This is a genomic window from Nocardia sp. NPDC050717 (assembly GCF_040654275.1).
Classification (GTDB): domain Bacteria; phylum Actinomycetota; class Actinomycetes; order Mycobacteriales; family Mycobacteriaceae; genus Nocardia.
The window spans coordinates 310,982-332,686 of sequence record NZ_JBFAHR010000006.1 but is presented as its reverse complement, the minus strand read 5'-3'; the positions used below and the strand labels follow the sequence as shown (position 1 = coordinate 332,686).

Here is a 21,705-nt window from a genome sequence, read left to right as displayed (position 1 = left end):
ATCAGGCACCGGTGCTTGCTCCTTCGTCGCCTACGCACCGGCGCCTGATCGGCGGGACGGCCGCGACCCGCCGACTGCGTCGGCGGACCCTCCTCGAGGTCGGGTCGTGCGGGGCTGGGAGTGCGGTCATGGCGGACTGGGTGTTCTGTGTGGGACGGGCTGAGCGTGTGGTGGTCGCGGCTGCCTCGCTTCTCCGCAAGTGGCCGGGAGGGCGGATTACTGATTCGACGTGGTCAGTAAGCTGCTGTGCGTGGTTTCTCCTGATGTCGCCCCTGATGCTGTCGCGGATCGTCGTGCTCGACTGCTGGCCGGTGCGGCGGTGACATTGGGGCAGCTGTCCGATGTGTTGACCCCGCTGGGGAAGATGTTCGCCGAGCGCGGCCATTCCCTCTATCTCGTGGGTGGCAGCGTGCGCGACGCGATTCTGGGGCGGCTCGGCAACGATCTGGACTTCACCACCGACGCCAGGCCCGAGGTGGTGCAGGAGCTGATGCGGGGCTGGGCCGATCAGCTGTGGGACACCGGCGGGCTCGCCTTCGGCACCGTCAGCGCGGCCAAGGACGATCAGCAACTCGAGATCACCACCTTCCGTGCCGACACCTACGACCGGGTCTCGCGCAATCCCGAGGTCACCTTCGGCGACACGCTCGAGGGCGATCTGGTCCGCCGTGATTTCACCGTGAACGCGATGGCGGTGAAGATCGCCGCCGACGGCTCGCAGGAATTCGTCGACCCGCTCAACGGACTCGACGCCCTGCTGGCCGGCGTGCTCGATACCCCTGCCGCGCCCCAGGATTCGTTCGACGACGACCCGCTGCGCATGCTGCGCGCCGCCCGCTTCGTCGCCCAGCTCGGTTTCGACGTCGCGCCGCGGGTGCGGGCGGCGATCGTGGAGATGGCCGAGCAGATCGACCGGATCACCGCCGAACGGGTGCGCACCGAACTCGACAAGCTGATCGGCGCCGACCATCCGATCGACGGCATCAACCTCATGTGCGACACCGGCCTGGCGCAGCGGGTGCTGCCCGAGGTGCCCGCGATGAAGCTCGAGATCGACGAGCACCACCAGCACAAGGACGTCTACCAGCACTCGCTGACCGTGCTGTCGCAGGCGATCGACCAGGAAGAGGGCGACCCCGACCTGGTGCTGCGCTGGGCGGCGCTGCTGCACGACATCGGCAAGCCCGACACCAAGCGCAACGAGCCGGGCGGCGGCGTGAGCTTCCACCACCACGAGGTGGTCGGCGCGAAGATGGTGCGCAAGCGCATGCGCGCGCTGAAGTACCCGAAGGCGTTCACCGAGGACGTGGCCCGCCTGGTGTTCCTGCACCTGCGCTTCCACGGCTACGGCAAGGGCCAGTGGACCGATTCGGCGGTGCGCCGCTACGTCACCGACGCCGACGACCTGCTCGATCGCCTGCACAAGCTGGTCCGCGCCGACTGCACCACCCGCAACAAGCGCAGGGCCGCCGCGTTGCGCGCCACCTACGACGAGCTCGAGGTGCGCATCGCCAAGCTGCGCGAGCAGGAGGACCTGGCGCGGGTGCGGCCGGACCTGGACGGCAACGCGATCATGGAACTGCTCGGACTGCCGCCGGGGCCGCAGGTGGGCAAGGCGTGGAAATACCTCAAGGACCTGCGCCTCGACCGTGGTCCGATGACGCGCGAGGAAGCCGAGGCCGCGCTGCTCGAGTGGTGGGCCGGGCAGTCCTGATCAGAAGACGATCAGCGTCGTCCCCGCGACGATCGCCGATCTGATCTGGGCCAGGTCGAAGGAGCCGGTCGTCTCGGGGAGCTCGATCCGGAAGCGGACCTTGTCGCCGCGCCGGTGCGCGTAGGTGATGCTCGCCCGGTTCGGCAGGTCGTCCAGCAGCAGCGCCGGCGCCTGGACCGCGCGCCGCGGCAATCGGATGCCGAGCCAGCTGGCCTTGCGGATGTCGATGGTGAGCAGGTTGTCGTAGACCTGCGCGTCGACGATGGCGCGCATCTTGCGGGTCCGGTGCGAGGCGAGGATGCGGCCGCGTTCGTCGAGACTCACCCGCCAGTCGAGATTCTGCTCGTCCACCCAGGCGACCAGTGCGTCGATCCCGATGACGCCCTCGACGTCGAGCTGCTGCGCGCGGATCTTGGTCGGCACGCCGGGGATGAGGCGCACACCGTGGGCGATCACGGTGACGTTGTCGAACGGGTGCGAGTCCCAGACCAGGTCCGAGAGCACGGTTTTGCTCTGGAAGTGGGCGCCGCGGCGGCGCACCTTGAAGACGTCGAGGGTGGCGGTGAGCTCGTGCCCGAGCAGGGTGGCGTCCACCCGCTGGCCGCCGAACCGGCTGAGAATGCCCTCGCTGAGCACGGTCATCAACACGTCGGGCATCAGTGCGGTGACGGTGCCGGAGCCCAGGTCGGCGACGGGATCGGCCCAGGACGTGGTGAAGCCGAGCCACTGGTCGATCCATGACGGGTCGAGCAGGCGCTTGCCCAGATCGACAGCGCCCGACAGTGACCAGGACTTCGGATCGAAATACGTGGCCATGATGATCTGAGCGTACTTGGCCGCGGGTCCAGCGGCCACGCTCCGCGGCGTGTTGTGCGCGCATCACGCCCGGAGAGTTCCGAATGTGCGGAGTTGTTTTCTTGTTCTCTCCGAATCTGCGGAACTATTCTGATCCGGTGGCGACACTGCGTATCAAGGAAGCGGCCGATCTGCTCGGCGTCAGCGACGACACCGTGCGGCGGTGGATCGACGCGGGCACATTGGCCGCGAGCAAGGATTCCGCGGGCCGCCTGGTGATCGAGGGGCGCGAGCTCGCGGCGCTGGCGGTGGAGCAGGCGCGACCGCCGCACACGTCGGTCGGCAGTGCCAGTTCGGCACGTAATCGGTTTCCCGGGCTGGTCACCCGCGTGGTGGCCGACACGGTGATGGCACAGGTGGAGATGCAATGCGGTCCTTTCACGGTGGTCTCGCTCATGAGCAGCGAATCGGTGCGCGAGCTCGGGCTGGAACCGGGCAGTGTGGCGCTGGCCAGCGTCAAGGCGACGACGGTCGTGGTCGAGCAGGCCGCCGGATGATCGGCCGGGTCGCGCTCGGTGCCACGCTGGTCCTGCTGACGGTGAGTGCCTGCGGCAGTGGTGATTCCGCGTCCGAGGACACGCTCACCGTCTTCGCCGCGGCCTCGCTGAAGAATGTCTTCACCGGTCTGGAGCCGGAGTTCGAGGCCGCGAACCCCGGTGTCGACGTGCGGTTCTCGTTCGCCGGATCCGCGGATCTCGCCGCCCAGCTGCTCGCCGGCGCGCCCGCCGATGTGTTCGCGGCCGCCGACCAGCCGACCATGGACAAGGTGGTGCAGGGCGGCCGGATCACCGCAGCGCCTGCCACGTTCGCCACCAACGTGCTCACGCTGGTGACGGCACCGGGAAATCCCAAGGGCATCACCGGAATCGACGACCTCGCCGACGCGACCGTCGTGGTCTGCGCCCCGCAGGTGCCGTGCGGCCGCGCGACCCAGAAGGTCGCCCAGGCCGCGGGCACGGAATTGCGCCCGGCGAGTGAGGAATCCTCCGTCGCCGACGTGCTCACCAAGGTCACCTCCGGCCAGGCCGACGCGGGCCTGGTCTACGTCACCGACGCCACGGCCGCCGGCCCGAAGGTCACCACCGTCGCCATCCCCCAGGCCGCGGCCGCCGTCAACACGTATCCGATCGCGGTCGTGGCAGATTCGACGCAGCCGGCGGCGGCGAAGTTCACCGAATTCGTCACCGGCCCCCGCGGCCGAGCCGCACTGACAGCGGCGGGGTTCGGCGCGCCATGAGCCGGATACCCACGCCGACGGTTCCTGCGCGCTACCCGCTGTTCAGGGCTGCGGTGTCGGACAGGCGCCGGGTGCCTGGCTTCGCGACCCAGCGCCGCGGTGAGATGCTCTGGGGCGCCGCTCATTCCGTCGCTGTGCGGGCGGGGTGGTCGCGGATGATCGCCGGGCTGCGGCGGCGGGTGCTCGCGCCGGCGGTGGTGTTGCCGCTGGTAGGCGGGGTGGTTGGGGTCGCGCGGCCGCTGTGGCTGTGGGGCGTGGCCCATCCTGTTGCTGTGCGCGGGTGGGGTGGTCGCGGATGACCGGCGGAGTGCCGCGGTGGGTGCTCGGGCCTGCGGTGGTGGGGTTCGCGTTGGTGGTGTTGCCGCTGGTGGCGCTGGCGGCGGGGGTGGAGTGGGGGCGGTTCGTCGAGCTGATCAGTACCGAGGAGTCCAAGGACGCACTGTGGTTGAGTCTTCGGACCGCGACCGCGAGTACCGCGCTGTGCTTGGTGTTCGGCGTGCCGATGGCGGCGGTGCTGGCACGGGCGCGGTGGCGTGGGATGCCGGTGCTGCGCGCACTGGTGTTGTTGCCCTTGGTCTTGCCGCCGGTCGTCGGTGGTATCGCGCTGCTGTACACCTTCGGTCGGCAGGGGTTGCTCGGCGAGCATCTGGAGGCGGCGGGGATTCGGATCGCGTTCAGCACTACCGCTGTCGTGCTGGCGCAAACCTTTGTCGCCCTGCCGTTTCTGGTGCTCACGCTCGAGGGCGCGCTGCGGACGGCGGGGAGTCGCTACGAGCAGATCGCCGCGACTCTCGGTGCGGGACCGAGCACCGTCTGGTGGCGGATCACGTTGCCACTGCTGCGACCAGCGCTGATCTCCGGCGCCGTGCTCGCCTTCGCCCGCGCCCTCGGCGAATTCGGCGCCACCCTGACCTTCGCGGGCAGCCTCCAGGGCCGCACCCGCACCCTCCCCCTCGAGATCTACCTCCAGCGTGAAGCCGACGCGGACGCGGCCATCGCGCTCTCGGTCGTCCTGATCGTCATCGCGATCGTCATCGTCCTGCTGGCCTACCGGCGGACCAGCCCGATTCCCGGCACCCAACTGCGCAGCCCGACGCCCCGACGAGCAGAGCCGGATACGGTGCGATGACTCAGGGCAACTCGTCACTCGAAGGCGCACCTCGCGACGGTGTGCGTCAGGGCGGTACAGCGCTGGACGGCACCGGGCGGGACTTTGCTACTCGCGTGCTGCGCGACCGTGTTCCTCGCCATCGACCGGCTCCGGTCGACGGGGTGCGCAGTTCTGCGACGGGGGACGGCGCGGCGCGTGCTGGCGGCGTCCCTGACGGCACGGAGAATGACGGAACGTCGCCTTTCGTGTCGAACCCGGTCGGGGTGACCCGCAGCCACCGCGGGAAGACGCCGGCCTCCGGGGCGGTACGGCTGATGCCGCGATGATCAGGGGCGGGTCGGCTGACGGCGGCGCGAGCGGCGGTGGCACGCGCGGCGGGTTGGCGGTGTCCGTGCGGATCGGCGGGCGTGGACTCGATGTGGGGATCGAGGTGGGTCCGGGGGAAGTGCTCGCGGTGCTCGGTCCGAACGGGGCGGGGAAGTCCAGCCTGTTGCAGGTGATCGCGGGGCTGGTCGCGCCCGACGAAGGATGGGTGCGGCTCGGGCAGCGCACGCTCAGCGACGCGGCGAACGGTGTCGCGGTACCGGCGCATCGGCGGGGGATCTCGCTACTGGCGCAGGATCCGCTGCTGTTTCCGCATCTCAGCGTGCGCGACAACGTCGCCTTCGGACCGCGCAGTCGCGGCGCGAGAAAGCCTGCGGCACAGTCGATCGCCGACGAATGGCTCGTCGCGGTGGACGCCGTCGACCTCGCCGGTCGACACCCCGGCGAGCTGTCGGGCGGGCAGGCGCAGCGCGTCGCACTGGCCCGCGCCCTCGCCGTCGACCCCGACCTGCTGCTACTCGACGAACCCATGTCGGCCCTCGACGTCGACGTCGCCCCCGCCATGCGCTCCCTCCTGCGCCGTGTCCTGCGCGACGAGCCCGGCCGCGCCCACCCCCGCTGCGCGGTCCTGGTCACCCACGACATCATCGACGCCATCACCCTCGCCGACCGCCTCGTCATCCTCGAGGCGGGCCGCATCGTCGACGCGGGCCCGGTCGCCGACGTGATGTCCCATCCACGCAGCCCGTTCGCGGCACGCGTGGCGGGCCTGAACCTCCTGCGCGGCACCGCGATCGAGTATCAACCCGCCGATGTCGAGCCAGCGGAAGGCGCCACCGGCCTGCCCGCCCGGCGCGCGGCGTCCGCGTTCGGCACGGTCGACGCCGCCGGACTCCGCGTCGACGGCTGCTCGGTCGGTGACTTCTGTCCCGGCGACAGCGCGGCCGCGGTCTTCTCCCCCGCGTCGGTGGCCGTGTTCACCTCCCGACCCGATGGCAGCCCCCGCAATGTCTTCGCCGTCGAGATCGCCGACATCTCCGATCACGGCGGTATCGTCCGGATCCGCGGCGCACTCGGCCCGGCCGGATCGCTCGACGCCGACCTCACCCCGGCCGCTGTCGCGCACCTCGGCCTCACGCCGGGCGCCACGGTGTATTTCGTGGTCAAAGCCACCGAGGTGCGGGTATACGCCTGTTGAAACGCTGCCCCGGTGATGACGACACGAACGGAATCGTTCATGCTCGAATCACCGGGGCACATCCACCTGGGAGCGACGGAGGGCATCGGATGCCGCTGGACCTGAACAGTGATCTGGGCGAGGGCTTCGGCCCGTGGCGGATGGGCGACGACGCCGCGATGCTCGACATCGTCACCAGCGCCAACATCGCCTGCGGTTTCCACGCCGGTGACCCGTCCATCATGCGCAGGACCTGTGAGCTCGCCGTCGCGAAGGGCGTGCGGATCGGCGCGCACGTGGGCTACCGGGATCTGGTCGGCTTCGGCCGCCGCGACATCGCGATCGCCCCGGCCGACCTGCGCGACGAGGTGCTCTACCAGATCGGCGCGCTCGCGGCCTTCGCGCGCGCGGCGGGCGACCGGGTGCGCTACGTCAAGCCCCATGGCGCGCTCTATCACGCGGCGGCGCGCGATCGCCTGCTCGCCGACGCGGTGCTGGCCGCGGTGGCCGAGGCCGAACCGGGGCTGGCTCTGCTCGGCCCGGCCGGGACCGAGCTGGAACGGGCCGCGGGCCGGGTGGGCGTGCGCTTCGTCGGCGAGGGTTTCGCCGACCGCGCCTACACCGCCGCGGGCACGTTGGCGCCGCGCGGAGTAGCCGGTGCGGTGCTGGCGCCCGACGACGCGGTGGCGCAGGCGGTAGCCCTTGCGGTGTCGGGGGCCGCGCGTACCGTAGACGGTCCCGGTACGGTCGCCGTGTCCGTGGCCAGCGTGTGCGTCCACGGCGATTCCCCTGCCGCCGTGGAGATGGCCCGCCGCATCCGGCGGGCGCTCGACGAGGCCGGGACACCGGTGGAGCCGTTCGGCTGAGGGTGGGAGGCCAGATGACCGACTGGAGCACGCGGATCCGTCCGGCGGGTGACCGTGCCGTGCTCATCACCCTCGACGATCCACGCCCCGTGCAGCGACTGGCCTCGGCACTGCGGGTGCACGCCATCGCCGGCGTGCAGGATGTGCTGCCCGCGGCCGAAACGGTGCTGGTCACCATGCATTCGGTGAGTTACGGGAGCCAGGTGCGGCGCGAGCTCGTCGCCCTGCTCGATCGGCTGGATCAGGAACAGCCACAGGCGGATTCGCCGGATGTTTCCCGTGGAACAGTGCCCGCGGACGAGTCGCCCGACGAGGTGGTGGAGATTCCGGTCCGCTACGACGGCGCCGACCTGCCCGAGGTCGCGCGCGTGCTCGACCTGTCGACCGCGGAGGTGATCGCCCAGCATACGGGCACCCTCTGGCGGTGCGCCTTCGTCGGCTTCGCGCCCGGCTTCGGCTACCTGACCTCGCCCGACGGCAGACTCACCGTCCCGCGCCGCGCGCAGGCGCGCACCGCCATTCCGCCGGGCGCCGTCGCGCTCGCGGGCGGCTATTCGGCGGTGTATCCGCGGGGCACGCCGGGCGGCTGGCAGCTGATCGGCAGCACGGATCTGCGGATGTGGGCGGTGGACCGCGATCCACCCGCGCTGGTACGGGCGGGGACGGCGGTACGGTTCGTCGACACGGCGACAGCGGAATAACACCAGGGCTGCTCAACGATGCGCCGCCTCGACAGCGAATCGGGGAGTGATCGCGTGCTGATCTTCATCGAGCGGGTGGGGCCGCTCGCGACGGTGCAGGACCTCGGCAGGCCGGGCTGGTTCGATTCCGGCGTCGGTCAGGCGGGCGCCGCCGATCGCGCCTCGTTGCGGTTGGCCAATCGCCTCGTCGGCAACCCGGAGGAGCTGGCCGCGATCGAGGTGCTGCTCGGTGGACTCGCCCTGCGCGCCGACGGTCATCTCACGGTCGCCGTCACCGGCGCGGCCGCCCCGGCCACCGTCGACGGCACCCCGGTCGGCCATGCCAGCGTCCTCGAACTGGCCGAGGGCCAGGTCCTTCGCCTCGGCTACGCGACCGTCGGCCTGCGCAGCTATGTGGCCGTGCGCGGCGGCATCGACGTGCCGATGGTGCTCGGCTCGCGCAGCCGCGACACCATGTCCGGCATCGGCCCCGAACCGCTGCGGACGGGCAGCCAACTGCCTGTCGGCCCGTCCCCGCGCACCCTGCCGACGGTGGAGTTCGCGCCGGTGCCCGTGCCGCCGGAGCTGCTCACGGTGCGGGCGATGCCGGGTCCGCGCGCCGAATGGTTCGCCGATCCGGCCGAATTGTTCCGGGGTTCCTGGTCGGTCTCCCCCGACACCGACCGGATCGGCGCCCGCCTCGATCGTGCCGAGGGCGCCCCGCTGGTCCGGTCGATCACCCGGGAACTGCCCGCGGAGGGTGTCGCGCTCGGGTCGGTGCAGGTGCCGCCGAGTGGTCAGCCGGTCGTCTTCCTCGCCGATCACCCGATCACCGGCGGCTATCCGGTGATCGCCGTCGTCGTCGACGCGGATGTCGACCGGGTGGCGCAGGCCAGGCCGGGTGAGCGGCTGCGGTTCGTGTCGGTGGAGTGAGTCAGCGCAGCCGCGCGTGCATCAGGTACACGTTGTAGCTGTCCCACGCCGACATCGTGAAGTACAGGTCACGCGCGGTCGACCAGGGGTGGATGAACCCGCCGTAGGCGCGCGGATAGTCGGCGGTGGAGACCAGCGGCGCCGCCTCGGTCCAGCGGCCCTGCGGGTGCCCCGCGGTGCGCAGCACGATCTGCCCGGCGGCCGAGTCGAGGTAGACCATCTGCCACTGCTCGCTCTCGGCGTCGAAGCGCACCGACAGTTCGCTGGCCATGCCGAGGACGAGCGGCGTGGCCGAATTCTCCGCGGCGGGCGCCCAGTTGCCATCGACCCAGTACTGATAGGCCGTCTTGTTGAGCACGTCCTCCTTGCGCACCCTGGCCAGGCCGATCACGCCGATCCGCCCGTTGGGCGTGCCGAACATGTAGACGTACTCGCCGTGCGGCACCATCGCCGCCACCTGGAACCGGCCGACGCCGAACATGTTCTCCCAGCGGGCGTGCTGATCCTTGGTCCAGGTCTGGCCGCCGTCGTCGGAGTAGGCCAGCCCGCCGTAGTTGGTCAGCCACATGCCGGGCACCTTCGACCAGTGGTTCACCGACATGTAGCTCAGGAACTGCCTGCGCCCCAACGCGAATCCCGAGGTGGGGATGGTGGTGGTCTCCCAGTTCCTGATCTTGCGGCTGCCCAGCAGTTCGGCCGCGTGGCACGGACTGTCCTGCACCATCGAGTCGATGACGATGCCGTCGTCGAGGTTCCTGTCGGTGCTGTAGGCCAGCACGTTGGAGCGCCAGTCGGCCGTGTCGCCACCCGCGCCGCCGTAGACCCAGCCCTCGCCGAAGGTGTCGCCGAAGACCATGGCGACCTTGCCGGGTTCGGTCTCCCAGAACAGGCCGAGGTCGGTGCCGTCGACCTGCCAGCGCATGTCGGTGCGGTTGCTCGAACCGTGCCCGGTGACCTGTTCGACGAGCCGCACCGACTCCACCACCGGCCGCGCCACCGCGGGCCGCAGCGGTCCCGGTTCCACGGGCCGCACCACGGGTTCGGGTGCCTCCTGCGGCGGATCGCCCTCGCCGCCGGGCACGGGGATCGGGATGGGCTCGAATTCGGGCCGGATCTGGATCCGCGGCAACGCGATCGCCGAACCCGTCGACGTGCCTTCGGATTCGACCGGTTCGTCCTCGGGCTCGGGCGTGTCCCTGACCTCGGGGCACGGATTCCGGCAGGGATCCGACGGCAGCGGCACCTGGGCGACGCGCGTGTTGTCGTGCGGCGGATCGGGCAGCGGCACCGGCGTGAGCTGCGGCACCGGGATCGGGATGTCGATGGTCGGCGGCAGGGCAGGCACCGGTGGCGCGGGCGGGGCCGCCGGGTCGGGTTCGCGCGCCAGCGGGTCGAATCCCGTTTCGCCGCAGATGTTCACGGGCGGAGGCGCCCAGGGGTACGGCGTGGCCTGTGCGGGCACCGCGAGCAGCACCGCGAGGAACGCACCGAGTGCGGTCGAGTGCGGTACCAGCGTGGGGCGCATGCTGTGAGAACTTACCGGAATCGGGCGCCGTCACAGTGCATTCGACCAGTCAGGCGGTGCTGATCCGGCGGGCGTTGAGCGCGATGGCGACGATGCCGAGCGCGTACACGCCCGCACCCGCGAGCACCACGCCGAGGGAGCGCCCGTCGGCGGGAACCACCAGCGCGGCGGCCGCGATCGCCAGCACGAAGGTCATGTTGAACACGGTGTCCTGCAGGGCGAACACCTGGCCGCGCTGATCGTCGTCGATGTCGATCTGCATGCTGGCGTCACCGGTGAGCTTGATCGTCTGACCGGCGAGGCCGAGCCCGAACGCGCCCGCGAGCAGCAGCCGGTGCGCGTTGTCCACGGCCGCGCCGGTGGCCAGCGCGATCGGGGTCACCAGCGTCAGCTGGACGACGACCGCGGTGACGAGCCCGAGAAGGACGGTGCGCGGCCTGCCGAGGCGCGGGATCAGCACCGGCGCGAGAATCGCGGCGAGCAGCATGCCCGCCGCGGCGAACCCGATCGCGACACCGAAGCCGACCAGGCCACCGCTCATGTCGACGCTGGGCTGGCGCAGCACCAGCACCATGATCAGCGTGTTCATCCCGAACACGACGCGGTGCGCGCCGATGCCGATCATCGCCGTGGTCACCTGCGCCGACCGCCACACCGCGACGGCTCCGGTGCGTAGACCGGTCGCGATGGCGTGCACGGTGCTCTCCGAAGTCGCCGAACCACTTTCGGGCCCGAGCACCCCGGGCCGGAATCCGAGGGCGAGCACAGCGCCGACGATCGATCCGATGCCGCTGAGCGCCACGGCGACGGCCGAGGCCGAGTCTCCCGCGCCGAGCAGCGCGATCACCGCGACCGACGCGGTGGCGCCGACCCCGGCACAGACCGAGGCCACCGTCGCGAGGACCGAGTTCATCGGCACCAGCCACCGCTGTTCGAGCACCCGCGGCAGCGCCGCCGACACGCCCGCGAGCACGAACCGGCTGATGCCGACGGTGGCCAGCGCCAGTATCAGCAGCGGTGTCTCGCTGATACCGGAGAACAGCCCGATCGCGGCCAGCGCGATCAGCACGGCGCGCGCCACGCTGGCGGTCAGCAGGACATTGCGCCGATCCCAGCGGTCGAGCAGCGCGCCCGCGTACGGCCCGAGAATCGAATACGGCAGCAGCAGTACCGCGAACCCGGCGGCGATGGCCAGTGGATCGGTCTCGCGCTCGGGGTTGAACAGGATGGCGCCCGACAGCGCGGCCTGGAACATCCCGTCACCGAACTGGGCCGCCAGCCGAAGCAGCGCCAGTCGCGGCATCTGCGGATTGCGGCGCACCACGCCGCGGCTCTCGCGGATCAGATGACGCAGCGAGACCGGTGACTCATCCGCCGGTGTGGAGCCGTCTGGGCGATGAGTCGACACCACGCGAGAATAGTGGTGCCAGAATTGGGGCGGCGGTACGGGTGCGAGCAGGAGGAACGTCATGACCATCGAACTCCATCGCGGCGGTGACCGGATGAAGACCCGGATCTCGTGGCTCGATTCCAAACATTCGTTCTCCTTCGGGGAGCACTACGACCCCGACAACACCCACCACGGCCTGCTGCTGGTGAACAACGAGGACGTGGTGCTGCCCGGCGAGGGCTTCGACACCCATCCGCACCGCGACATGGAGATCGTCACCTGGGTGCTCGGCGGCAGCCTGGTGCACCAGGATTCGCTCGGCCACAGCGGCGTCATCTATCCGGGACTGGCGCAGCGGATGAGCGCGGGCACCGGGATCCTGCATTCGGAGAAGAACGATTCCTGGCGCCTGGACGGCGCACTGCCCGAGCACGACGAGCCGGTGCATTTCGTCCAGATGTGGGTGGTGCCCGACGAGCCCGGTGTCGACCCCGGCTATCAGCAGCTCGAGATCGATGACGAGCTCGCCCGCGGTGACCTGGTGACGGTCGCCTCCGGCCTACCCCGCTATCGCGATCGCACCGCCATCGCCATCAATTCCTCGCATGCGGCCATGCACGTCGCCCGGATGCGGGCCGACGGCCAGGGCGTCACCCTGCCCGATGCCCCCTACCTGCACGTCTTCGTGGCGCGGGGCGAGATCGACATGGAAGGTCTCGGCACGCTGTCGCAGGGCGACGCCGTGCGCCTGACCCGCTCGGGCGGCCAGCGACTGCGCCCGCACGGCGATGCCGAGGTCCTGATCTGGGAGATGCACGCCCGGCTCGGCGGGCAGTAGTCAGGCCGAGCCCGGTTCGCGCTGGAGCAGCGCCGTGCGCGCGTTGGTGCGGGTGGCGGCGACGATCTGGGCGAAATCCGGCCGGTAGTCGCCGTCGGGTTCCTGCATCCAGGTGCGGTAGCCGGTGCGTTCGTCGGCCGGGGAGGGCAGCACGATCTCGCTGCCGGGCAGGGCCACCGAGGCGCACACCCGGAACAGGTCGGCGAACAGCACGGTGTCGAGGTAGGAGTTGTCGGTGGGGCCGGTGAGGAAGGTCCAGCGGCCGGAGCGGGGGTGGGCGATGATCGGGCCGCAGCGCAGCCCGCGTCCGGTGAGCAGGCCGCGCACCCGTTCGCCGAGGGTCGACGGCATGACCACGGCGCCGACCGCGCCGATCTCGAGCATGATCCGCCCCATCGAGGCGTCGACGATGCCGTAGAGGCCGTTGTGCTTGCGGTAGTGACGACAGCGCGAGAGCGCATCCTGGGTGGCCGAGTATTCCTCGGCCGCGGTATACCCGCCCTTGTCTTCCGTGCGCGACGTGCTCATCACGACCTCGTCTCTGTCGACGCTGACTCGATGTAGCTGTGTGTTCGCTCGATCTACAGCCTAATGCCACACAACCGCACTGACAATAGTCACTAACGGGTGTGTCGACGGCGTACCATATTCGCCCATGGCACCCCTTTCGCCGACCGCGGCGCGCTGGGAACTCGTGCTACGACTGCGTGAACTTCGCGAGCAGCGTGGCTTCGACTCGGCCGGCTTCGCCCGGCGGGTCGGCTTCACGCCCGCCAACTGGTCCCATGTGGAGAAGGGGCGGCGCGTGCTCACGCGCACCACCATCGAACCGGTGCTCGACGTGCTCGACGTGAACGCCGAGGAGCGCGCGGAACTGCTCGCGCTGCTGGAGGCGAGCAAACAGCGCGGCTGGTGGTCCACCGCGGGGACGCTGATCGGCCCGGAGCTGCAACGCCTGTACGGCATGGAGGCCGGCGCCCAGAGCATTCGCAGTTACGACAGCCTGATCGTGCCGGGGCTGCTCCAGACCGAGGCCTACGCACGTGCCCTGATCAGCGCCGATGTGATGATCCGACCGGTGCAGGTCGACCAGCTGGTCTCGATCAGGATGCGTAGACAGCAGCGGTTGCGCGGGCCCGATCCGCTCGAGCTCACCGCGGTGCTCGGCGAGGCGACGCTGCGTCAGCAGACCGGTGGGGCCGAGGTGCTGCGCGGGCAGCTGCGCCACCTCGTGGACCTGATGAGCGAGCTCGACACCGTCGACGTCCGGGTGATCCCGTTCAGCGCGCCAGAGGGGGCGGTTCTCGGCGGTTCCAGCTTCCATCTGCTCGACTTCGCAAGCGATCAGCTACCGACCTTCGCGTGGGCCGAGAGCGCGGTGTTCGGTGGTCCGGTCGACGATGCCGAGCAGGTCCGCGATCTGGGCTTCGCGTACGTCCGCGCCAGGGACCGCTCGCTGTCCCGTGCCGATTCTCTTGCTCTGATCAGGGAGTATGCGAGCGTGTAGGATTCAAGGTATGTCCACCACCGCTCGTCGCCGCCCGGCCGATCACGGCTGGTTCACTTCGTCGCGTTCGAACAACGGCAATCAATGTGTCGAGGTTCGATTCGATGGCGACATCGTTCAGATACGTGACAGCAAATTCCGTCGCAATCCGATGAACATCGGTTCCGAGGAGCCGATCATCACCGTCGACGCCGAGGTGTGGACCGCGTTCTTACACTGCCTGCTGAGCTCCCGCCGCCATCCGGAACTGGTCGCCCACGTCTCCGTCGACGGGTCGGCGACGCTGCGCCACGACGACGTCCTGCTCCGCTTCACCGCCGGCGAGTGGGAGGCTTTCGTCGCGGGCGTTCGCGATGACGAATTCGTCTGCGCCTAGTCGCCACCGCACCGAAACGGGGTTGCCAGCAGGTCGCCGTCTGATCCAATTCACCCGGGAGCGCGCCGTTTCCGGGTGAATTGTCCGGGTGTATCCCAGGGTTGTGCCGGATGTGGCCGGGCCGGCCCGGAAATAGTGTTCGGGGATGACTTCGACATCGTGGCGGTGGCGCGTGGCCGCGCTCGGGGCCGCTGTGCTCACCGTCGCCGGATGCGCTGGGCCGGAGGCGATTTCCGTCGACCAGCGGTTGCGCGACGACGTCGCCGCCGTCCATGCCCTCGGGGTGAGCGGGGTCCAGGCGCGCGTCGTCGCGCCCGACGGCAGCCAGGCGGTGGCCACCGCGGGCACCGCCGACCTGACCACCGGCGCCCCGGTCTCCGCCGACGGCTACTTCCGGATGGCGAGCACGGTCAAGACCATGGTCGCCGTCGTCGTGCTGCAACTGGCCGCCGAGGGCACGCTGTCCCTCGATGACCCGGTGGCCCGCTGGCTGCCGGAAACCCTGCGCGACAAGGCCATCACGATCCGCCACCTGCTCCAGCACACCAGCGGTCTGCGCGACGACCTCCCCGGCTACACCACCCCGGCGGAGTACCTGGACCAGCGCGACGACCTGCACAGCTCCGCGGACCTGGTGGCGCGCGCACTGGCGAACCCACCCGCCTCGGCACCCGGTGGCGCCTGGGCGTATTCGAACACCGGCTACCTCCTGCTCGACATGGTCATCGAACGCGCCACCGGCGGCCCGGGTCATCAGGCGATCGCCGAGCGCGTCGTGGGCCCGCTCGGCCTCGACCACACCCGCTGGACGGGGACCTCCCCCACGCTGCCGGCACCGCACGCGCGGGCCTATGAGTTCTTCGGTCCCAGGGCCGAGATCGATGTCACCGAGCAGGTCCCGATGGGCCACGCGCTGTCGTGGGTGACGACCACCCGGGACCAGAACGAGTTCTTCCGCGCGCTGCTCGACGGCAGGCTGCTCGCCCCGGCGCAACTGGCCGAGATGAAGCGGGGTGTTCCGGTGAGCGCCGAGGTCGAGCCGATGTGGCCGGGCGGCCGCTACGGGCTCGGCCTGCTCGAACGGCCCCTGAGCTGCGGTGGAACCTACTTCGGCCACGAGGGCGGGGACGGCGGGTACATCACCCTCAACGGGGTGAGCGCGGACGGCGCCCGCAGCGCCGTGGTGTCGATGTCCGAGGCGCTCGGCGACACCCCGGAACACATCCTCGAACAGGAGCGGGCGGCGGCCGCCCTGATCGACCACGCGCTGTGCCCGGGAGGCTCGTGACGGCTCACCGACCCCACCGGCCGCCGCGAATTCTGCATACTGGAGCGCGTGACTTCCGATCTGAGCGCTCCCTCCGGTATCGACCTGTCCTTCCGTGATCAGGATGTGCGGGTGCAGGACGATCTGTTCGCGCATGTCAACGGTCAGTGGCTGGCCGAGTACGAGATCCCGGCCGACCGCGCGGTCGACGGCGCCTTCCGCACGCTCTACGACCAGGCCGAGCTCGACGTGCAGGCGATCATCACCGAGAGCGCGGCGGGCACCTCCGACGACGCCGACGCCCGTAAGATCGGCGACCTGTACTCGAGCTTCATGGACACCGAGGCGGTGGCCGCGGCCGGGTTCACCCCGATCGCCGGCGAGCTGCGCGAAATCGCCGAGGTGGCCGACCAGCGCGCGTTCGCCGCCCTGCTGGGACGCCTGCAGCGCACCGGCGTGCGCGGTGCGCTCGGCTACTACGTCGACACCGACGACAAGGACTCCACCCGCTACCTGGTGCACGCCACCCAGTCCGGCATCGGTCTGCCGGACGAGTCGTACTACCGGTCCGACGAGTTCGCCGAGATCCGCACGGCCTACCAGGCGCACATCGCGAAGATGTTCACCATCGCCGCCGCCGATCCGGCACTGGCGGGGCTGCTGCCCGCCGACCCCGAGGACGCCGCCCGCCGCGTGTTCGAGCTGGAGCGCACCCTCGCCGCTGGCCACTGGGACGTGGTGCGCCGCCGCGACGCCGAGAAGAGCTACAACCTCGTCACCTTCGCCGAACTCGCCGCGCGCAACCCCGAATTCGATTGGGCCGCCTGGGTCGACGCCGTCTCCACCGGTCTCGACCGGGCAGGCGCGGAACTGTTCGCCGAGCTGGTGGTCCGTCAGCCCGACTACGTGCGCGCCTTCGCGCAGGCGTGGGCCGCTGTGCCGCAGGCGGATTGGCAGGACTGGGCGCGCTGGCAGGTGCTGCACGCCAGGGCCGCGTTCCTCACCGACGAGATCGTCGAGGAGAACTTCGACTTCTACGGGCGCACCCTCACCGGCGCGCAGGAGAACCGGGAACGCTGGAAGCGCGGCGTCTCGCTGGTGCAGGACCTGCTGGGCGAGGCCGTGGGCAAACTGTATGTGGCCAAGCACTTCCCGCCGCAGGCCAAGGCACGGATGGTGGAGCTGGTCGCGAACCTGCAGGAGGCCTACCGGCGCAACATCGCCGAGCTCGAGTGGATGGGCCAGGACACCAGAGCGGCCGCGCTGACCAAGCTGGCGAAGTTCACCCCCAAGATCGGCTACCCCGACACCTGGCGCGACTACTCCGCGGTCGAGATCGACCGGGCCGACCTGGTCGGCAACTACCGCCGCGGCTACGCCGCCGACCACGACCGCGACCTGGGCAAGCTGGGCGGCGAGGTGGACCGGGGCGAATGGTTCATGACCCCGCAGACCGTGAACGCCTACTACAACCCGGGCATGAACGAGATCGTCTTCCCCGCCGCGATCCTGCAGCCGCCGTTCTTCGACATGAACGCCGACGACGCCGCCAACTACGGCGGTATCGGCGCGGTGATCGGCCACGAGATCGGCCACGGTTTCGACGACCAGGGCGCCAAGTACGACGGCGACGGCAACATGAAGGACTGGTGGACCGACGACGACCGCGCCGAGTTCGCCAAGCGCACCAAGGCGCTCATCGATCAGTACAGCGTGCTCTCCCCCGCCGACCTGGCCGACGAGCACAAGGTCAACGGTGAGTTCACCATCGGCGAGAACATCGGTGACCTCGGCGGCCTGTCGATCGCCCTGGCCGCGTACAAGATCTCGCTCGACGGCGCCGAACCGCCGGTGATCGACGGTCTCACCGGCCTGCAGCGCGTGTTCTACGGCTGGGCCCAGGTCTGGCGCACCAAGGCCCGCCCCGAGGAGGCCATCCGCCGCCTCGCCGTCGACCCGCACTCCCCGCCGGAGTTCCGCTGCAACGCCGTGGTCCGCAACATCGACAGCTTCTACGAAGCCTTCGACGTGGCCCCGGAAGACAAGCTGTACCTCGCCCCCGAGGAGCGCGTGACGATCTGGTAGCCACCGTGGGGTGCGAATGATGAACTCTCGAGCATCGCCGGGCGGTGAGAAGCAGAGGTGGTAGGTGATGGCTGACACAGCATCGGCACCGCGTGGGCGGCCGATCACAGCCGACGAGTTCGACGCTTTGCCGATCGACACGTCCCACCGTTACGAGATCGAGGATGGTTTCCTGCTCGTGAACGCGCGACCAGCGGCGCCGCACAGCCGGGCGATCAAGCGTCTGCTCATCCAGCTCGACAGCCAACTGCCGGTCGGTTATGAAGCCTTCGCGGAGCTGGAGGCCGAATTGATCGGCCGTTCACCTCGCCCTGTGCCGGATGTCGTGGTCGCCGACAGCGCGGTGGGTGATCAGCAGCGGGTGCGCGCCGATCAGATCGAGGTGGCGATCGAGATCGCCACTTCCGGCGAATCCGCGGTGCGTGACTACGCGGTCAAAGCTGGTGAATACGCGGCGAATTCGATCGCGCACTACTGGGTGATCGATATCCTTGATCCGACTTCGGTCGGTCTCACCGTTTACACCCTCGACCAGGGCGAGTACCGCATCACGCCACGGGCAACGGGCTCGGTGGCACTGTCGGCGCCGTTCCCGTTGACCATCGATCTGGATGCGTTGACCGGCGCTCGCAGGGTTTGATCCGTACAGCTGCTCGAACGGCCGGAGGCGATGGAGTTGTGATGTCCTGTCAGCAAGTGGCCGATGACGTCTTCGTGATCGGTGGCACCCACGTCAATGTGTACCTCTTGCGGGACGGGCGGGATCTCACCCTGATCGATGCGGGCTGGTACGGCGACGCGGCGAAGATCGAGGAGGCGATCCGCGGCATCGGCCATCGCCCCGAGGACATCACCGCGATCCTGCTGACCCACGCGCACCTGGACCATGTCGGTGCTCTGAACCACCTGCACCGCCATTACGGAATTCCGGCCTACACCAGCGCGATCGAGGTGGCCCATGCCCGCGGCGAGTGCCACGAGTCCGCGACGCCCCTCGACGTGATCAAACGCCTCACCGACCGCGACACCATCGCCTGGGCCGCCCGCATCACCGCCGCGGGCGGCCTGCGCAAGAACACCGTCCCCCACATCCAGCCCTTCCCCACCGACGGCGCCCTCGACCTCCCCGGCCACCCCGTCCCGATCCCCTGCCCCGGCCACACCTCCGGCCACTCGGCCTTCCACCTTCCCGAGGCAGGCGCCATCGCCACCGGCGACGCCCTGGTCACCGCCCACCCCACCTCGAAAATCCAAGGCCCCCAACCCCTCCCCAACTTCTTCAACCACGACACCCCAGCCACCATCGCGAGCTACACCACCCTCGAATCCACCCCCGCCGACATCGTCCTCCCCGGCCACGGCCCCACCTGGCACAACGGCATCGCCGCTGCCGTCACCCGAGCCAGGGAGATCGCCCCCAGCCAGCGCGACTGAGCTGGATCCATGAGTAGGCGGCCTCGTAGTCGCGTTTCTGCTATTTAAAGTATAGTAAGAGTGTGCCTACTGTACTTTTCGGGCGATTCTGACCATGCCGTGGCCCGCGCACCGAATCGAAAAATTGCCATGGCAGCCCCGCCACCGGCAGGGGTCGCGGGCCGACCGGACGCTCGAACAGATCGCCGTGACGATTCCGCCACGAATAGCCGACCTGGACTACGACCCCACCGGGAAGGTCGCGCGCGCCCACGAGGACGCGGTGATCGCGGTGGCCAGGCTCGAAGCCGGCCACGGCCAGTACCTTGCACCCCTCGGTGATTTCCTGCTGCGCAGTGAATCCGTCGCCTCCTCGAAGATCGAGCACATAGATGCCGGCTGGCGGGCATTCGGCAAGGCCATCGGCGGCGCCAAGGCCAGCGACGAGGCGCGCTCGCAGCTCGCGGCGGTGCAGGCTTTGACCGCGTTGGTCACGGCGGCCGGCGGTGGTGCCACGACGGTGGACGATCTGCTGACCGCACACCGGTTACTGATGAAGCCCGCCTATTACGCAGCCAGGGACTCCGGCCGGTTTCGTGATGTCCAGAACTGGATCGGCGGCAGCGACTACACCCCGATCGACTCGATGTACGTCCCACCGCCACCCGAGTTCGTGGCAGGTCTGATGGACGACTTGCTGACCTTCGCGAGCCGTCGCAACCTCCCGGTCCTCGCTCAGGCCGCGATCGCGCACGCGCAGTTCGAGTCGATCCACCCCTTCGTCGACGGCAACGGCCGAATCGGGCGCGCCCTGATCAGCGCCATCCTGCGGTACCGCGGGCTGACCAGTCGTGTCACCGTCCCGATGGCGTCGGTGATGCTGGCGAACACCGCTCGATACTTCGACCAGCTGACCGGCTACCGCGCCGGCGCGGCCGACGAATTCGTCGAGTACGTGGCGCACGCCGCCGTGCATTCGAGTGTCGCGGCGATGGATTCGGCCCGCGTGCTGGCCGAACTGCCGCAGCGCTGGCGGGAGATCGCACGTCCGAGGTCGGGGTCGTCGGACGAGACCCTGCTGGCGAACCTCCTCGACAACCCGATCCTCAACATCGACATCGCGCACCGGCTGACCGGCACCACCGAGGCGAGCACGTACCGGGCACTGGACCGCCTGACCGAGGCCGGTGTCCTCGATGTGCTGTCGGAGTCCAAGCGCAACCGTGTCTGGGCGGCCACCGACATCCTGGCCGAACTCGACGCGCTCAGCGCCGCGATCGGCCGACGCAGTGCCGAGGCGATGGGCTGATCAGCGGAGGCGTTCGTCGGAATCGGCGTCGAAGTAGAAGATCTCTTCGGGCTTGGGGCGTAGGTGGAGGGTTTCGCCGAGGGTGGTGTGGAAGCGGCGGTCGACGCGGATGACGATCTTGCCGGAGCGGGTGGACCAGTCGGTGCCTGCGCCGTGGGTGTAGACGAAGGATTCGGCGCCGAGTTCCTCGAGGAGTTCGGCGACGACGGTGATGCCATGGGGATCGGTGGTGACCTCCCAGGATTCGGGGCGGATGCCGAGGACGACGCGCTTGCCGGTGACGGTGCGCGGCAGCGGGATTCGCAGGCCGTCCAGCACGGCCGCGCCGTCGGCGACGGGCGCCTCGAGCAGGTTCATGCCGGGTGAGCCGATGAAACCGGCGACGAAGGTGTTGACCGGGTTGTCGTAGAGCTCGCGGGGCGAGGCGATCTGCTGGAGCGTGCCGTCGCGCAGGACGGCCACGCGGTGCCCCATCGTCATCGCCTCGACCTGGTCGTGGGTGACGTAGACCGTGGTGGTGCCGAGCCGCTGCTGCAGCGCGGCGATCTGGGAGCGGGTGCTCACCCGGAGTTTGGCGTCCAGGTTCGACAGCGGCTCGTCCATGCAGAACACCTGCGGGCGGCGCACGATCGCCCTGCCCATCGCGACGCGCTGACGCTGACCACCGGAGAGCTTGGCGGGCTTGCGGTCGAGCAGCGGCTCGAGCTCGAGCATCGCCGCGGCCTCGCGCACCCGGACGAGGGTGTCGGACTTGTTCATTCCCGCGTTGCGCAGGGCGAAGCCCATGTTCTCGGCGACGGTCATGTTCGGGTAGAGCGCGTAGCTCTGGAACACCATCGCCACGTCGCGGGCGCGCGGTGGGAGGCCGGTGACGTCGCGGTCACCGATCCGGATCGTCCCGGCCTCCACCGATTCCAGCCCCGCCAGCATGCGCAGACTGGTCGACTTGCCACAGCCCGACGGCCCGACCAGCACCAGGAACTCGCCGTCGGCGATATCCAGGTCGAGCGCGTCGACAGCGGGGCTGTCGGCGCCGGGATAACGGTGCGTCACACCGTCGAACTGCACTGTCGCCATGGCGAATTCTCCTGGAGGGGT

Annotated in this window: 21 protein-coding genes; 16 read left to right on the top strand and 5 right to left on the bottom strand. The window is 69.8% G+C overall.

Annotated elements, in window-relative coordinates; genetic code table 11:
* Positions 1 to 250: 250 nt before the first annotated feature.
* Complete coding sequence (locus AB0H56_RS15785; RefSeq protein WP_357162889.1) at positions 251 to 1,714, top strand: CCA tRNA nucleotidyltransferase; 1,464 nt, start codon at positions 251 to 253, stop codon at positions 1,712 to 1,714.
* Here AB0H56_RS15785 and AB0H56_RS15780 read toward each other — a convergent pair whose 3' ends face one another.
* Positions 1,715 to 2,569: a hypothetical protein gene (locus tag AB0H56_RS15780; RefSeq protein WP_357162886.1), complete on the bottom strand. Its 855-nt coding sequence runs from the start codon at positions 2,567 to 2,569 to the stop codon at positions 1,715 to 1,717.
* A 98-nt stretch (positions 2,570 to 2,667) separates the two neighbouring features.
* On the opposite strand from AB0H56_RS15780, the gene AB0H56_RS15775 reads away from it, so the two are divergent.
* The 7 genes from AB0H56_RS15775 to AB0H56_RS15745 all read left to right on the top strand — a co-directional run bounded on the left by AB0H56_RS15775 (position 2,668) and on the right by AB0H56_RS15745 (position 8,897).
* Positions 2,668 to 3,066, top strand: coding sequence for a TOBE domain-containing protein (locus AB0H56_RS15775; RefSeq protein WP_357162883.1), 399 nt, complete (start codon positions 2,668 to 2,670; stop codon positions 3,064 to 3,066).
* A complete protein-coding gene (gene modA, locus AB0H56_RS15770; protein WP_357162880.1) occupies positions 3,063 to 3,806 on the top strand; it encodes a molybdate ABC transporter substrate-binding protein in 744 nt (247 codons plus the stop codon). Before AB0H56_RS15775 ends, modA begins: the two co-directional genes overlap by 4 nt.
* 295 nt (positions 3,807 to 4,101) lie before the next feature.
* Positions 4,102 to 4,935: an ABC transporter permease gene (locus AB0H56_RS15765; protein ID WP_357162877.1), complete on the top strand. Its 834-nt coding sequence runs from the start codon at positions 4,102 to 4,104 to the stop codon at positions 4,933 to 4,935.
* Between the two features lie 304 nt (positions 4,936 to 5,239).
* Positions 5,240 to 6,439 carry an ATP-binding cassette domain-containing protein gene (locus AB0H56_RS15760; RefSeq protein ID WP_357162875.1) on the top strand — a complete coding sequence of 400 codons (1,200 nt, stop codon included), beginning with the start codon at positions 5,240 to 5,242 and terminating at the stop codon, positions 6,437 to 6,439.
* Positions 6,440 to 6,528: 89 nt separating this feature from the next.
* Positions 6,529 to 7,284: a 5-oxoprolinase subunit PxpA gene (locus tag AB0H56_RS15755; protein ID WP_357162872.1), complete on the top strand. Its 756-nt coding sequence runs from the start codon at positions 6,529 to 6,531 to the stop codon at positions 7,282 to 7,284.
* A 14-nt stretch (positions 7,285 to 7,298) separates the two neighbouring features.
* Positions 7,299 to 7,985, top strand: coding sequence for an allophanate hydrolase subunit 1 (locus AB0H56_RS15750; RefSeq protein ID WP_357162870.1), 687 nt, complete (start codon positions 7,299 to 7,301; stop codon positions 7,983 to 7,985).
* A 54-nt stretch (positions 7,986 to 8,039) separates the two neighbouring features.
* Complete coding sequence (locus AB0H56_RS15745; RefSeq protein ID WP_357162867.1) at positions 8,040 to 8,897, top strand: biotin-dependent carboxyltransferase family protein; 858 nt, start codon at positions 8,040 to 8,042, stop codon at positions 8,895 to 8,897.
* Between the two features lies 1 nt (position 8,898).
* Here the strand turns inward: AB0H56_RS15745 and AB0H56_RS15740 are convergent, their stop codons facing one another.
* Complete coding sequence (locus tag AB0H56_RS15740; protein ID WP_357162864.1) at positions 8,899 to 10,422, bottom strand: DUF4185 domain-containing protein; 1,524 nt, start codon at positions 10,420 to 10,422, stop codon at positions 8,899 to 8,901.
* Between the two features lie 49 nt (positions 10,423 to 10,471).
* Positions 10,472 to 11,725: an MFS transporter gene (locus tag AB0H56_RS15735; protein ID WP_357162933.1), complete on the bottom strand. Its 1,254-nt coding sequence runs from the start codon at positions 11,723 to 11,725 to the stop codon at positions 10,472 to 10,474.
* Positions 11,726 to 11,891: 166 nt separating this feature from the next.
* On the opposite strand from AB0H56_RS15735, the gene AB0H56_RS15730 reads away from it, so the two are divergent.
* Positions 11,892 to 12,650 (top strand): pirin family protein, encoded by a 759-nt coding sequence (locus AB0H56_RS15730; RefSeq protein ID WP_357162861.1) that lies wholly within the window; start codon positions 11,892 to 11,894, stop codon positions 12,648 to 12,650.
* On the opposite strand, the gene AB0H56_RS15725 is transcribed toward AB0H56_RS15730, so the two are convergent.
* Positions 12,651 to 13,178, bottom strand: coding sequence for a hypothetical protein (locus AB0H56_RS15725; RefSeq protein WP_232995912.1), 528 nt, complete (start codon positions 13,176 to 13,178; stop codon positions 12,651 to 12,653).
* A gap of 127 nt (positions 13,179 to 13,305) precedes the next feature.
* Here AB0H56_RS15725 and AB0H56_RS15720 point away from each other — a divergent pair, with 127 nt between their 5' ends.
* The 7 genes from AB0H56_RS15720 to AB0H56_RS15690 all read left to right on the top strand — a co-directional run bounded on the left by AB0H56_RS15720 (position 13,306) and on the right by AB0H56_RS15690 (position 20,607).
* Positions 13,306 to 14,157: a helix-turn-helix transcriptional regulator gene (locus tag AB0H56_RS15720; protein ID WP_357162858.1), complete on the top strand. Its 852-nt coding sequence runs from the start codon at positions 13,306 to 13,308 to the stop codon at positions 14,155 to 14,157.
* 10 nt (positions 14,158 to 14,167) lie between these two features.
* Positions 14,168 to 14,533 (top strand): DUF397 domain-containing protein, encoded by a 366-nt coding sequence (locus tag AB0H56_RS15715; protein ID WP_357162855.1) that lies wholly within the window; start codon positions 14,168 to 14,170, stop codon positions 14,531 to 14,533.
* A gap of 145 nt (positions 14,534 to 14,678) precedes the next feature.
* Entirely contained in the window at positions 14,679 to 15,821 is a 1,143-nt protein-coding gene (locus AB0H56_RS15710) for a serine hydrolase domain-containing protein (RefSeq protein WP_357162852.1), read from the top strand.
* Positions 15,822 to 15,869: 48 nt separating this feature from the next.
* On the top strand, positions 15,870 to 17,885 hold the full coding sequence (locus AB0H56_RS15705; protein WP_357162850.1) for a M13 family metallopeptidase: 2,016 nt from the start codon (positions 15,870 to 15,872) through the stop codon (positions 17,883 to 17,885).
* A gap of 67 nt (positions 17,886 to 17,952) precedes the next feature.
* On the top strand, positions 17,953 to 18,525 hold the full coding sequence (locus AB0H56_RS15700) for a Uma2 family endonuclease (protein WP_357162847.1): 573 nt from the start codon (positions 17,953 to 17,955) through the stop codon (positions 18,523 to 18,525).
* A 41-nt stretch (positions 18,526 to 18,566) separates the two neighbouring features.
* Positions 18,567 to 19,319, top strand: a complete 753-nt coding sequence (locus AB0H56_RS15695) for an MBL fold metallo-hydrolase (protein ID WP_357162844.1) — start codon at positions 18,567 to 18,569, stop codon at positions 19,317 to 19,319.
* A 94-nt stretch (positions 19,320 to 19,413) separates the two neighbouring features.
* On the top strand, positions 19,414 to 20,607 hold the full coding sequence (locus tag AB0H56_RS15690; protein ID WP_357162841.1) for a Fic family protein: 1,194 nt from the start codon (positions 19,414 to 19,416) through the stop codon (positions 20,605 to 20,607).
* Here AB0H56_RS15690 and ugpC read toward each other — a convergent pair whose 3' ends face one another.
* Positions 20,608 to 21,684: a sn-glycerol-3-phosphate ABC transporter ATP-binding protein UgpC gene (ugpC, locus tag AB0H56_RS15685; RefSeq protein WP_357162838.1), complete on the bottom strand. Its 1,077-nt coding sequence runs from the start codon at positions 21,682 to 21,684 to the stop codon at positions 20,608 to 20,610.
* Positions 21,685 to 21,705 lie beyond the last annotated feature (21 nt).

Coding starts and splice junctions, on each gene's coding strand:
- modA (WP_357162880.1), top strand. CDS start 3,063: ATGATCGGCCGGGTCGCGCTCGGTGCCACGCTGGTCCTGCTGACGGTG.
- AB0H56_RS15765 (WP_357162877.1), top strand. CDS start 4,102: ATGACCGGCGGAGTGCCGCGGTGGGTGCTCGGGCCTGCGGTGGTGGGG.
- AB0H56_RS15760 (WP_357162875.1), top strand. CDS start 5,240: ATGATCAGGGGCGGGTCGGCTGACGGCGGCGCGAGCGGCGGTGGCACG.
- AB0H56_RS15755 (WP_357162872.1), top strand. CDS start 6,529: ATGCCGCTGGACCTGAACAGTGATCTGGGCGAGGGCTTCGGCCCGTGG.
- AB0H56_RS15750 (WP_357162870.1), top strand. CDS start 7,299: ATGACCGACTGGAGCACGCGGATCCGTCCGGCGGGTGACCGTGCCGTG.
- AB0H56_RS15740 (WP_357162864.1), bottom strand. CDS start 10,422: ATGCGCCCCACGCTGGTACCGCACTCGACCGCACTCGGTGCGTTCCTC.
- AB0H56_RS15735 (WP_357162933.1), bottom strand. CDS start 11,725: ATGCCGCGACTGGCGCTGCTTCGGCTGGCGGCCCAGTTCGGTGACGGG.
- AB0H56_RS15730 (WP_357162861.1), top strand. CDS start 11,892: ATGACCATCGAACTCCATCGCGGCGGTGACCGGATGAAGACCCGGATC.
- AB0H56_RS15725 (WP_232995912.1), bottom strand. CDS start 13,178: ATGAGCACGTCGCGCACGGAAGACAAGGGCGGGTATACCGCGGCCGAG.
- AB0H56_RS15720 (WP_357162858.1), top strand. CDS start 13,306: ATGGCACCCCTTTCGCCGACCGCGGCGCGCTGGGAACTCGTGCTACGA.
- AB0H56_RS15715 (WP_357162855.1), top strand. CDS start 14,168: ATGTCCACCACCGCTCGTCGCCGCCCGGCCGATCACGGCTGGTTCACT.
- AB0H56_RS15710 (WP_357162852.1), top strand. CDS start 14,679: ATGACTTCGACATCGTGGCGGTGGCGCGTGGCCGCGCTCGGGGCCGCT.
- AB0H56_RS15700 (WP_357162847.1), top strand. CDS start 17,953: ATGGCTGACACAGCATCGGCACCGCGTGGGCGGCCGATCACAGCCGAC.
- AB0H56_RS15695 (WP_357162844.1), top strand. CDS start 18,567: ATGTCCTGTCAGCAAGTGGCCGATGACGTCTTCGTGATCGGTGGCACC.
- AB0H56_RS15690 (WP_357162841.1), top strand. CDS start 19,414: ATGCCGTGGCCCGCGCACCGAATCGAAAAATTGCCATGGCAGCCCCGC.
- ugpC (WP_357162838.1), bottom strand. CDS start 21,684: ATGGCGACAGTGCAGTTCGACGGTGTGACGCACCGTTATCCCGGCGCC.